Below are 11,212 nucleotides of genomic sequence, written 5' to 3'. Positions count from 1 at the left end.
CGGCCGGCCCGGGTCCGTAGGCGAACGACAGGACGACGATGACAGCTCTGCCCGTTCTCGACATCTCGACCACCGATGTCGACGAGTTCCGCTCAGCGCTGCGCGAAGCAACGCACGACTACGGGTTCTTCTACCTGACCGGTCATGGTGTCGATCCCGAGCTCATGTCGACCGTCCTGTCGCTGGCGCGCACCTTCTTCGCGCTGCCGGCGGACGCCAAAGACGAGATCAGCCAACTGAACTCACCGCAGTTCCGGGGCTACACGCGGCTCGGTGGTGAACTGACGAACGGCGCCGTCGACTGGCGTGAACAGATCGACATCGGACCCGAGCGCGACGTGATCGTGGGTGCCGAAGGGTACTGGAACCTGCAGGGCCCCAACCAGTGGCCGTCGGCGTTGCCCGAACTCCGCGCCGCGTTCGAGTCGTGGGACCGGGCACTGTCGGAGGTCGGGCTGCGGCTTCTGCGGCACTGGGCGGTGTCTCTCGGGGCGTCGGGAAGCATCTTCGATGCCGCGTTCGCGGATCTCCCCGCCACGTTGATCAAGGTGGTCCGGTATCCGGGCAGTGCCGAGAATCCGCAAGGTGTGGGCGCGCACAAGGATTCCGGTGTGTTGACACTGCTGCTCGTGGAGCCGGAGTCGCAGGGTCTGCAGGTGGAACTGCGCAACGGCGACTGGATCGACGTCCCGCCCGTGCCGGGAGCGTTCATCGTCAACGTCGGGGAATTGCTCGAGGTGGCGACGGGTGGCTACCTCAGGGCCACACGGCACCGCGTGCTCGCGCCGATGCCCGGATCCGACCGCATATCGATTCCCTACTTCCTCAGCCCTGCCCTCGACGCACGTGTGTCGGTGATCGATCTGCCGCCCGACCTGAAGGCCCGCTCACGCGGCGTCGAAGCCGACCCGGACAACCCGATCTTCACGACCTACGGCGAGAACGCGTGGAAGTCCCGCACTCGCGCGCATCCCGATGTGGCAGAACGGCATCACGGAATCATGCGCTGAGAGCGTCCGACCCACCGCTGACTGGAACGCCGTAGTCTTTCAAGGCGGACAGGCCACGGCCTTTCAGGCTGCGGGGGTGTGTACGGCCGGTGATCGGTGGTTCAGCGCCGATCCCCACCGACGTTCGGCTGCGCGTCCTGCCGGGGTGTCGGATCGGTGACCGCGTGCGAGAGCCACCAAGGCGCGAGCGCTGGGTACGAGACCCGATCCGGTCGAGCGAGCATGGTCGGCCAGCTCGACGAAAGCGTCGCCCTCGCTGACCGATCGGAGCGCGATGAGTACGCCGACCGCGAGATCGATCTCTCGGCGGTGGACGTTGGCATCGGGTGTGTAGCTCATGGTCGCTCCTGCTCTCCGTCGGGATTGCTGCGCACAGTCTTGCTCGTCGTGGCGCTACCGGCGATGGTTCGGATCGGCGTGATCGGAGTCGACGAACAGTCCGCCCCGGACGATGGGCACGCACGTGCTCCGGTCGACTTCCGCGGCGACTGTGACATCGTCGCCGAAGCCGATCGCCTCGAGTTCTCGGCCGGAGCTGCAGTCTCGCAACGCTGTTGTCGCGTCACCGCGGATCGACAACCACGCCGCCCGTGCCGAGAGGGCCTCGGGCGACGGCGAGTACAGGCCGCGCTCCGCGTCGAGGGCCGCGAGCACAGCCCCCGCACCCCATAAATCCTCGATCGCCGGACGCAGCGACCCGTCGGGCCACTTCTCACCCGCCGCGACGACGGCGACCGTGGCATCCGGTGGTGCCGTCCGGGCGATCCATCGAGCAACCGCGGTCGCCGTGCGAAGGGACGCAGCGATCACTACGGGGGCGGCAGCCAAGGCCTCGGCAATGGTCGATCCGTTGGGGGAGGGAAGGACCAGACGTTGCGGAACCGGGTCGGCCGAACGGATCGACGATGCGGACAACGTGATTCGGCCGGGGCCCGACTGCGAGCGAGGGACGGCTACTGCTGCGTCGAAGCGTCGGGCGACCGCTTCGGCGTCACTCCACCGATGGGGCACCACCTGGATACCTCGGTCGAGCGCGACACTGACCGTCGTGGTGAACGACAGCACGTCGACGACAACGGCGATGTCCGCGTCGGCGGCTATGGCGTCGGCGCCGCGTAATCCCCACTCGAGACGTTCGCGGTATGCATGCTGGCGATGTGCGGGGTTCACGGCTGCTCGGCCAGTTCGGTTCCGCGTAGCTCGTACGACTTCACGGCCCAGTAGATGCCGAAGGTCGCCACGGCTACGGCTTCGACGACGAGCACCGCCAACGCGCCTTGGCGGAGAACGAGCACCAGCGCCAGTGCCGAGACAGGAGCGACGACCACGATCACGGCCACCGCCCGGTAGGCCATGCGATAGCGGCGGATGCGGGCAGCAGAGTCCCGGGACGTGTCGAGAGTGTCGTCGGCGCACCACCACACGGACGCGGCGAAGCTGACGAAGAATCCGACGGCCGCTGCGGCATGGACCGCCATGCGGAGCCCGAATTCGCTCTCTCCCGGTGGATCAGTGGGGACCAGCGCGACCACGACGAGAAGCGAACCGGCCACGTTCAGCAGTCCGTTCTCCAGCGGGCCGTACCCGCGATAGCAGATCAGCGTGATCCCGGTCCCGACGAGCACGCCGACGAACACGTCGCGCACGGGGCTGTAGTAGTACTCGCTCATGGACCCGAGGACGGGCAGGTCGGCGTCGAGAATCGACCACCCGACGAGGACTATCGGCAGTCCGACCGCGAGGACGGACAGCGCCGCGCGAAGGGCGAAGTACGTGCCGACGATGTGCCGAGCCAGTCGGTCGGTGGGGTCGTTCGCGGCGGGAAGCCTGCTCATGGGACGACTCTAACGATCGTGTCGGACCCTTGGTCTACCTTCGGGTGGACTCAGGGATCCGGGGGGAATTCATGATCGAATCTGCAGTGCTCGAAGCACCGACGGTGGCCGAGATACGCCAGTTCGCAACGCGATTGAGCCTTGTCGACGACTACGAGACAGCCGCATCGGGTATCGACGCCGTGAGGGCTCTGGAAGAGTTGAAGTCGGTGGGGGCCGCGGCGCAGGCCTCGGTGACCGATCATGTCTCCGCGGTCATTCGCGCCGATCGCCGCGATCGTGGGGTGGCGCAGAACAAATGGGACGCCGGCATCGCGTCGCAGGTGGGTCTTGCGCGCCGTGAATCCCACCATCGAGGCGGCACCTATCTGGGCCTGGCGCGGGCGGTGGTGCAGGAGATGCCGCACACCCATGCCTTGATGCGCAGAGGCCTGCTGAACGAGTATCGAGCGACGCTCCTGGTCCGGGAGACCGCACACCTGTCGGCGGAGGATCGGCGCGAGGTCGACCGGCGTCTGTGTGCCGAGGCGGCGACCCTCGACGGGAAGGGAGACGCGCATATCGTCGCGATGGCCGCCGCCGCCGCACAGGAGTTGGATGCGGCGTCGGTGGTGAAGCGCAATGCTCGGGCGAAGTCTCAGCGTCGGGTGAGCGTGCGGCCCGCACCCGAGTTCATGGCCTACGTGAATGCTCTGATGCCGATGGATCAGGCGGTGTGCGTCTACGCGACGCTCCGACGAGACGCCGACGCGATGGTGGGGTCCGGTCTGGCGGGAGATCGGACCAGGGACCAGGTCATGGCAGACCTGCTGTTCGAGCGGGTGACCGGAGCCTCCGCGGCACAGGGCGCCCCCGTGGCCGTGCAGATGGTCATGTCCGACGAAACGCTGCTCGCGGGCGGCGACGAGGCTGCTTACGTTCCCGGCTACGGCACCGTTCCTGCGGCGTCGGCCCGCAAACTCGTAGCGGACAGCGTGGACACCGGCGGGGCCGGTGCGACCTTGCGGCGGGTGTACGCGAACCCGACCACCGGGCACCTGACGGCGATGGAGTCCAGTGCGCGGACTTTCCCCGCAGGGCTTGCGTTGTACATCGACATCCGGGACCGGACGTGCAGGACGCCGTGGTGCGATGCGCCGATCCGCCACCACGACCACATCACCCCACACCGGTTCGGTGGACCGACCACCGCCGACAACGGCATGGGCCTCTGCGCTGCCTGCAACTACGCCAAGGAAGCGGACGGATGGGAGACGACGAGGATCCGAGAGGACGTCGCCGGCCTGCACATCGTCCGCTTCCGCACCGCGACAGGCCACACCTACGACTCCGCGGCGCCGGTGCCGCCGCGCCCGATGTCGTCGTCCTCCGTCGAAGCTCGGCTCGAGGAACTGGTGACCGAGAGGTGGGCTGGATAGGTGTCGTCAGACGGCGACGAGGGTCGGCTTGTCGAGCGGCGAGTAGTGCGATGCGTCGCCCGCGATGACGCGGCTGGGCTCACCGTGGACGCTGACCGGGACATCGCCGGCCAGAGTGATGCGCTCCAGTCGTCGGTGCTGGTCGCCCCAGTCCGCGACGGCATAGTGCTGCGTCGCGCGGTTGTCCCAGATCGCGACGTCGCCCAGCTGCCACTGCCACCGAACGGTGTTCTCCAGCTTCGTCACTCGATCCTGCAGCAGGGTGAACAGTGCGTGCGACTCCTTGGTGGACAGTCCGACGAAGCTCTTGACGAAGTGTCCCAGGAGGAGGGTCCGTTCACCGGTCTCCGGATGGACACGCACGACGGGATGCTCCGTCTCGTAGCGGGTCGATTGGAACTCTCGGCGGTACGCCGCGGAGTTCTCGTCGCGCACAGCATCGGCAGCCGTGGCGGAGTAGTCGTAGGTGTTGGTGTGCACCGCCCACAGGTTGTCGACCAGCGCCCGGAGTGGTTGCGGCAGTGAATCGTACGCGGCTACCTGCGATGCCCACGTGGTGTTGCCGCCGTACTCGGGCAGCGTGACCGCACGGAGGATGGACGCTTTCGGGATGCGGTCGACGAAGGTGACATCGGAGTGCCAACTGTTCGCCTTGCCGTACGTCGAGTCGATGGCGAGAGTCTTCGTCCCGTGCGATGTCACGGTGGGGTGCGGCGTCGTCGGGGCTCCGAGCAGCTCGGCGAACGCGTACTGGGACTCGTCGTCGAGGTGATCCTGGCCGCGGAAGAAGATCACCTTGTGCTGCAGCAGGGCACGGCGAACGACGTCCACGGTGTCCGCGTCGAGATCCCCGCCGAGGCGGACCCCGTCGATACGCGCTCCGATATGGGCGCCGAGTTTGGTGGCAGTGATGTGAGTTGGCATGCGACACAGAACATCACACGGCGCGTCGGTCCTGAACGGTTGTGCTCGAGCTGATCAGATCAGCGGCGATGCCGTCGTTGTGCCGGAAGAATCCTGCGTCGATGCCGGGGCGGGCGAACGCCCCGGACCAGGCGTGTCCGGCGACCCAGGCTCCGACGGCGTATCGACGTGGGTGAGCTGTGCCCGACGCGTCGATCACGCGTGACGACCCGTCGACGGCCAGCTTGGCAGGGCTGGTCGGCGATGCGCGCACTTCGCGGACCTCGCCGCGTTCGTGCAGCGATCGGAGAAGCACGTCGGCACTGGCGGAGATGGAGGCAGCCGGCAATCTGGCCTCGATCAACGTTCCCGCCCGCACGATGTCCGGGTGTGCAGTCGACGTGGCTCGGAACCCGTCGGCGTCGACGTCGAAGCGGACGTTCGGTCCGAGGTAGCGGATCACCCCGGCCCTGCCGAGCGCGAGCAGTTGTTCGAGTCGTTCGGGCGGTGGTCCACTGGCGATGAAGCTGAAGAACGAGTGCAGATTTCCCTCCACCTGCGTGGCGACGTCGGTGGGGGCGAGGCGTTGTGTACGCACCAGCTCGCCGACGGTGCGGTAGACCGAGAGCAACCCGGTGAAGACGGCGGCGTCGGCACTGAACCGTGGGTCCCGCCGGCGCCGGAGGTCCGCGTCGATATAGGCATGGACCCGGTCGGCCGCGTCGTCCAGCGAGTCGAACCGCTCGTGCTGCAACGGCCGGTCGAGCACGTCGATGTCGAAACGATCGGCAGGGTCGGGAACCATCCGCTCGACGAGGTCGCCGACCGCCGCGGCGCCGTCTCGTTCCAACGCTGCTTCCAGGTCGGCGAACGACCCGCGAACCGCGTCGGGATAGGACGCGAACAACTCGTAGTAGTGCGCCCACGCCAGTTCGGTCACTGCGAGCGGCCAGATGTCCGCGCGGAAGTCGAGAATGTCGGTGCCGGGAAATGCCTCCGGAACGAAGAAGCGCGGCAACGGGGGAGCCGCGTCGGCGATGGAGTAGGAGATCTTGGAGTGGTAGGGCACTCCGCGCCGGGAACCTGCGTACACCACGGGTTCCCGTCCCGACGGGGCGTAGACGAGGGTTCCGTCGTCCGACCGGGAGAACGTGCCGCCCCGTGACTCGGCGAGCAGCACCATCCAGTCGACGAAGGCGAGCCCCAGTCCGGAGACCAGTACCGGTTCACGCTCGGGGACGACGGTCGGATCGAGGTCGGCGGTGTACCCGGGCCCGATGTAGCGCAGACCGTGGTCGGCGGCGAAGTTCGCGAAGGGCGGTGACATCCGGGGGCGGCTCCGTGTCGGGCTGTCCCTGCGCGAGCACGACGTCGTCGACCTCGAGGACCTCGCCGGTATCCAACGACAGGCGTTGCAGCCCCGAGTGTTCGGAGACATCGACAACCGTGGCCCGGTGCACGTGTACCCGCACCTTGTCTGGGCGAGCCTTGACGGTCGACTCGAAGACGTGGGCGAGGTAGTGAGACTGCAGAGACCGGGACGCGAACGACGACGGCGTGAATCGCGCAATTTCCTCACGCAGCGCTGGATCGGTGACGAGGGTGTCCCGATTGGCCAGCACCCATTCGGCCAACGTGGGGCCACCGGACCCGTCGGGGAGCATCGCGACATCGGCCGCGACGGAGTTCATCCACAGCAGCGGGTCCTGGTCGCGCCGCCAGATCCGTCCGGCTCCGGGAGCGTGCGGATCGATGACATGGACGTCGACAGGTTCGGCGAGGTCGTCGGCGCGTCCGACGATCCGTTCGAGGATGCCGGTGGCGCGGGGGCCGCCGCCGACGAAGGCGATGCTCACGACCACGACTCCGCGGTGAATCCCACGGCGCGCCGGTCATCCCGCTCGCTCCACAGCAGCGGCTCGGGGATTTCCTTGCGGACGCGGGGGATGACGTCTTCGGCGAACTGCCGGAGGATGTCCTTCTGGTGCTCGGGATCGAGCAGATGGTTGATCGAGACCGATTGCAGCACATGGCCGTAGGATCGGTGGTAGTCGACGATCTTCTCGGCTACGCGTTCGGACGATCCGACCAGTGACGGTCCGCGGTCCACGGCCTCCTCGACGGTGCGGAAGCTGGTCACCTTTCCCTTGGCCGCGGGATCGTGTCGACGCTTGTCGGCCTGCGCGACGGCGCCCTCGTACAGCGGCCGGAACTCCTCGATCGCCTTCTCCGTGGTGTCGGCGAGGAACAGGCCTCCGGATCCGGACCCGACGAAGGCGTAGTCCGGGTCGTGCCCGTACTCGGCGTACTTCTCGCGGTACCTGTCGATGAGGACGGCATAGTTCTCGCGCGGCTGGAACGCGTTGGCCGAGACGATCGGGTCGCCCCACTGCGCTGCCAGATCCACTGCCTCCGTCGACGTCGCCGAGCCGTGCCAGATTCGGAAGGGCCCGGCGTAGGGCCGCGGAAGGGTGGTCGCGTCGGTAAGGGGGCTGCGGTGCTGCCCGGACCAGTCGACGTTCTCCTCGCTGATGAGCCGTCGGAACAACTCGTAGTTCTCGGTGAGGTACTCGTACTGCTTCGCGATGTCCTTGCCGAACAGCGGGTACTGCAGCACCTCGTTGCCCTTGCCGATGACGACTTCGAGTCGGCCGCGGCTGAGCTGATCGACGGTGCCGAAGTCTTCCGCGAGCCGCACCGGGTCGAGGACGGATAACACCGTGACGCCCGTCGACAGCAGGATGCGGCTCGTGGCCTGAGCCAACGCACCGAGGATCACCGTCGGACTCGACGACAGCACGTCACCGGCATGCCGCTCACCGACGGAGTAGGAGTCGATCCCCAGTTCGTCGGCAAGGACCGCGAGCTCGACGACGCGATCGAACCGGTCGGCTGCGGGCACGGACTCGCCCGTGACGGGGTGCGGCGGGTTGAAGATGATGTCCAGGATCTGAAAACGCACAGCGAACTCCTCGTTCTCGAGCAACCGTTCCACGGTGCCGGAGAGGAGCCCGGGCGCACAGGGTTGCGCGCACGACGATTCGAACGTCGTTACTGATAGACATGACAGGAGTCGGATCCCTACCGGCGAAGAGACAGGAGTTCGGTGTGGCACAGGCATTGAAGCTGGGATACAAGGCATCGGCCGAGCAGTTCGGCCCCCGCGAGCTCGTGGAGATCGCCGTTCTCGCGGAGTCGTCCGGCATGGATTCGGCGACCGTGAGCGACCACTTCCAGCCGTGGCGCCACGAGGGCGGCCACGCCCCGTTCTCGCTCGCGTGGATGACGGCCGTCGGTGAGCGCACGAAGACCCTGCAGCTGGGCACGTCGGTGATGACTCCGACGTTCCGCTACAACCCGGCCGTGATCGCCCAGGCGTTCGCGACGATGGCGTGCCTGTACCCGAACCGGATCATGCTGGGCGTGGGCACCGGTGAGGCCCTGAACGAGATCGCGACCGGATTCGACGGCGAATGGCCGGAGTTCAAGGAACGGTTCGCGCGCCTGCGCGAGGCAGTGTCGTTGATGCGCGAGCTGTGGCTCGGCGACCGCGTCGACTTCGAGGGTGAGTACTACAAGACGAAGGGCGCATCGATCTACGACGTGCCCGAGGGCGGCGTTCCCGTCTACATCGCGGCGGGTGGCCCGGTGGTCGCACGCTACGCGGGACGCAGCGGCGACGGCTTCATCTGCACCTCGGGCAAGGGCATGGAGCTCTACACCGACAAGCTCATTCCGGCCGTCGCCGAGGGTGCGGCGAAGATGGAGCGGCCCGTCGAGGACATCGATCACATGATCGAGATCAAGATCTCGTACGACACCGATCCTGATGCGGCACTGGAGAACACCCGGTTCTGGGCTCCGCTGTCACTGACGCCGGAGCAGAAGCACTCCATCGACGACCCGATCGAGATGGAGAAGGCCGCGGACGAGCTGCCGATCGAGCAGGTGGCCAAGCGGTGGATCGTCGCGTCCGATCCCGACGAGGCCGTCGAGAAGGTCAAGCCGTACGTCGACGCCGGTCTCAACCACCTGGTGTTCCATGCGCCGGGCCATGATCAGCGTCGGTTCCTCGAGCTGTTCAAGACCGATCTCGAACCCCGTCTGCGCCGACTGGGCTGACCGCTCGCGCGAGGATGCGGTGCAGGTGCGCCGCATCCTCGGTGCTCAGGTGCTGTAGAGATGCCGGAGGCGGATCGCTGATGTCGCCGACACGCTCCATGACCGCGCGGCCGGCGTCCGTGACCGTGACGCGCTTGCTGCGTCGATCGGCTTCCACCGTGCGCTGGACGTAGCCGCGCTTCTCCAGATCGTTGACGCACACCGTCGTCGCCGGGGCGTCCATCGCCGCGGCCGACGCCAGTTCGGTCATGGTGAGCGATCCCGACATCAGGCGGCGTAGTACGCGTACACGGCTGAAGGGCATGCCGACCTCGTCCGCGACCCGTCGCCGCCAGGTGTCCCGGTTCTCGAAGACCAGCGACGTCATCGCGCGCCACGCCGAGTCGACGGGGTCAGACACGGGCGGGCTCCTCGGACCGGAAGAGCTCGGCGACACCGTCGGCGGATCGTGTGGCCCGCGCACTGGCGCTGAAGATCCCGAGTGCGGCGACGACGATCCCGATGACGGCGAGCGCCCACCACACCGTGTGGGTGGAGGACGTGAACTCCTCGCCCGAACCGGCCACCGCACCGGCGGCCGTGAGGCTCCCGCACAGCGCGACGCCGATGCTGACGCCGATCTGTCGGCTGGTGGACGCGACGGCAGAGGCGGCGCCGGCGCGGTCACGGGGCATGCCGCCCACGGCGGCGTTCGTGATCGGGGCGTTGACCAGCCCGAAGCCGATGCCGAAGATCGTGAACATGACGGCCAGCTCGGTCGTTGTCGTCGAGGCGTCGAGACGCGTGAGGGCGAGCCCGGCGACGGCGATGACGGTGCCCGCGACGGTCATCGACGGTCGCGCTCCCCACCGCGCGACCATCCGGCCCGACAGCGGTGAACACACCAGCGTGGCCAGGGCCAGCGGGAGGAAGGACAGGCCCGTGCGGACGGCGCTGAGTCCGCGAACCTCCTGCAGATACAGCGACATCAGGAACAGGAACGCGCCGTATCCGCCGAACGCACACACCGCGACGACGGTCGCGGACGAGAACGGGATGCTGCGGAAGAAGCGCAGATCGATGAAGGGGTTGGTGCGGCGCCTCTCGTAGGTCACGAATCCGAGGAAGGCGACGAGCGCCAGCGCGAAGACGCCGAGAGTGACGGGCGACGACCACCCCAGCGACGGGCCCTCGATCAGGCCGAACACCAGTGCCGCGAGCATCGTCACGCCGAGCGCTTGACCCAGCGGGTCGAACGAGCGCACGACGGGGGAGCGCGACTCGGGAACGAACACGGCGGCGAGAACGAACGCCGCGATGCAGACGGGGATGTTGATCCAGAAGACCGATCGCCATCCGGAGACGTCGATGAGGAGGCCGCCGAGCATGGGGCCGAGTGCCATCGAGATTCCGACCACGGCGCCCCACATGCCGATCGCGCGAGCTCGCTCCGCCTTGCCGGTGAACACCTGGGTGATGATCGACATCGCCACCGGGTTCAGCATCGATCCGCCGACGGCCTGGATCATCCGGGCCACGATCAGCACCGGGGCGGTCGGCGCGAGACTGCAGAGCAACGAGCCGACGGCGAAACTCACCAGGCCGATCTGGAAGACGCGGCGTCGGCCGACGCGGTCGGCGGTGGTGCCGGACAGGAGCAGCAAGCTCGCCAGCACCAGCGTGTAGACGTCGATGGTCCACTGCAGTTGCGAGACCGACGCACCGAGATCACTGCGGATGGCGGGCAGCGCGACGTTCACGATGGTGGCGTCCATCGACACGATCAGCAGGCTCAGGCAGCACGTGGCCAGGATGATCATCTTGCGACGATGATCGGGGTCGCCCGACGGGACAGTTGTAAGCACACAAGTATTATGCTTGCTCTGGCTAAGGAAAGATCCGCTCAGTGCTTCGGATCACAGGCGTGGTCTCCCGTCTAGGCTGA

At 67.4% G+C, this 11,212-nt stretch carries 12 protein-coding genes; 3 read left to right on the top strand and 9 right to left on the bottom strand.

Annotated features, from left to right (window positions below):
- The first annotated feature begins 38 nt into the window (after positions 1 to 38).
- Positions 39 to 1,010, top strand: a complete 972-nt coding sequence (locus RU01_RS18885; RefSeq protein WP_042576127.1) for an isopenicillin N synthase family dioxygenase — start codon at positions 39 to 41, stop codon at positions 1,008 to 1,010.
- A 63-nt stretch (positions 1,011 to 1,073) separates the two neighbouring features.
- Here RU01_RS18885 and RU01_RS18880 read toward each other — a convergent pair whose 3' ends face one another.
- From RU01_RS18880 to RU01_RS18870, 3 genes are read right to left on the bottom strand one after another with little or no spacing between them, the layout of a single operon-like run.
- Positions 1,074 to 1,349 carry an ANTAR domain-containing protein gene (locus RU01_RS18880; protein ID WP_042576126.1) on the bottom strand — a complete coding sequence of 92 codons (276 nt, stop codon included), beginning with the start codon at positions 1,347 to 1,349 and terminating at the stop codon, positions 1,074 to 1,076.
- 54 nt (positions 1,350 to 1,403) lie between these two features.
- A complete protein-coding gene (locus RU01_RS18875) occupies positions 1,404 to 2,180 on the bottom strand; it encodes a 2-phosphosulfolactate phosphatase (RefSeq protein ID WP_042576125.1) in 777 nt (258 codons plus the stop codon).
- A complete protein-coding gene (locus RU01_RS18870) occupies positions 2,177 to 2,845 on the bottom strand; it encodes a hypothetical protein (protein WP_042576124.1) in 669 nt (222 codons plus the stop codon). The genes RU01_RS18875 and RU01_RS18870 overlap by 4 nt, the downstream gene beginning before the upstream one ends.
- A gap of 71 nt (positions 2,846 to 2,916) precedes the next feature.
- Between RU01_RS18870 and RU01_RS18865 the strand changes: the two genes are divergently transcribed.
- Positions 2,917 to 4,263: an HNH endonuclease signature motif containing protein gene (locus tag RU01_RS18865; protein ID WP_042576123.1), complete on the top strand. Its 1,347-nt coding sequence runs from the start codon at positions 2,917 to 2,919 to the stop codon at positions 4,261 to 4,263.
- A gap of 6 nt (positions 4,264 to 4,269) precedes the next feature.
- Here RU01_RS18865 and RU01_RS18860 read toward each other — a convergent pair whose 3' ends face one another.
- The 4 genes from RU01_RS18860 to RU01_RS18850 are packed head-to-tail and all read right to left on the bottom strand — an operon-like array spanning position 4,270 to position 8,128.
- Complete coding sequence (locus RU01_RS18860) at positions 4,270 to 5,187, bottom strand: TauD/TfdA dioxygenase family protein (RefSeq protein WP_042576122.1); 918 nt, start codon at positions 5,185 to 5,187, stop codon at positions 4,270 to 4,272.
- 13 nt (positions 5,188 to 5,200) lie between these two features.
- A complete protein-coding gene (locus tag RU01_RS18855; protein WP_231568778.1) occupies positions 5,201 to 6,493 on the bottom strand; it encodes a hypothetical protein in 1,293 nt (430 codons plus the stop codon).
- Positions 6,393 to 7,022 carry an FAD/NAD(P)-binding protein gene (locus RU01_RS23420; RefSeq protein ID WP_231568777.1) on the bottom strand — a complete coding sequence of 210 codons (630 nt, stop codon included), beginning with the start codon at positions 7,020 to 7,022 and terminating at the stop codon, positions 6,393 to 6,395. The genes RU01_RS18855 and RU01_RS23420 overlap by 101 nt, the downstream gene beginning before the upstream one ends.
- The gene (locus tag RU01_RS18850; protein ID WP_042576340.1) at positions 7,019 to 8,128 is read right to left on the bottom strand and encodes an LLM class flavin-dependent oxidoreductase; all 1,110 of its coding nucleotides are present in this window, start codon (positions 8,126 to 8,128) and stop codon (positions 7,019 to 7,021) included. The genes RU01_RS23420 and RU01_RS18850 overlap by 4 nt, the downstream gene beginning before the upstream one ends.
- A 146-nt stretch (positions 8,129 to 8,274) precedes the next feature.
- On the opposite strand from RU01_RS18850, the gene fgd reads away from it, so the two are divergent.
- Positions 8,275 to 9,288 carry a glucose-6-phosphate dehydrogenase (coenzyme-F420) gene (fgd, locus tag RU01_RS18845; protein WP_042576339.1) on the top strand — a complete coding sequence of 338 codons (1,014 nt, stop codon included), beginning with the start codon at positions 8,275 to 8,277 and terminating at the stop codon, positions 9,286 to 9,288.
- Here fgd and RU01_RS18840 read toward each other — a convergent pair.
- Both RU01_RS18840 and RU01_RS18835 read right to left on the bottom strand, forming a co-directional pair.
- Positions 9,248 to 9,688: a MarR family winged helix-turn-helix transcriptional regulator gene (locus tag RU01_RS18840; protein ID WP_231568776.1), complete on the bottom strand. Its 441-nt coding sequence runs from the start codon at positions 9,686 to 9,688 to the stop codon at positions 9,248 to 9,250. The genes fgd and RU01_RS18840 overlap by 41 nt on opposite strands.
- Positions 9,681 to 11,087, bottom strand: a complete 1,407-nt coding sequence (locus RU01_RS18835; protein ID WP_042576120.1) for a DHA2 family efflux MFS transporter permease subunit — start codon at positions 11,085 to 11,087, stop codon at positions 9,681 to 9,683. The genes RU01_RS18840 and RU01_RS18835 overlap by 8 nt, the downstream gene beginning before the upstream one ends.
- Positions 11,088 to 11,212: the final 125 nt, after the last annotated feature.

This window comes from Rhodococcus sp. MEB064, assembly GCF_000834565.1.
GTDB lineage: Bacteria > Actinomycetota > Actinomycetes > Mycobacteriales > Mycobacteriaceae > Rhodococcoides.
This window is presented reverse-complemented; position numbering and strand designations above follow the sequence as displayed.

What these genes read in the sequence shown, in the direction of transcription:
- RU01_RS18870 (WP_042576124.1), bottom strand. Translation starts at nt 2,845, where the DNA reads ATGAGCAGGCTTCCCGCCGCGAACGACCCCACCGACCGACTGGCTCGG.
- RU01_RS18885 (WP_042576127.1), top strand. Translation starts at nt 39, where the DNA reads ATGACAGCTCTGCCCGTTCTCGACATCTCGACCACCGATGTCGACGAG.
- RU01_RS18835 (WP_042576120.1), bottom strand. Translation starts at nt 11,087, where the DNA reads ATGATCATCCTGGCCACGTGCTGCCTGAGCCTGCTGATCGTGTCGATG.
- RU01_RS18865 (WP_042576123.1), top strand. Translation starts at nt 2,917, where the DNA reads ATGATCGAATCTGCAGTGCTCGAAGCACCGACGGTGGCCGAGATACGC.
- RU01_RS18880 (WP_042576126.1), bottom strand. Translation starts at nt 1,349, where the DNA reads ATGAGCTACACACCCGATGCCAACGTCCACCGCCGAGAGATCGATCTC.
- RU01_RS18855 (WP_231568778.1), bottom strand. Translation starts at nt 6,493, where the DNA reads ATGTCACCGCCCTTCGCGAACTTCGCCGCCGACCACGGTCTGCGCTAC.
- RU01_RS18860 (WP_042576122.1), bottom strand. Translation starts at nt 5,187, where the DNA reads ATGCCAACTCACATCACTGCCACCAAACTCGGCGCCCATATCGGAGCG.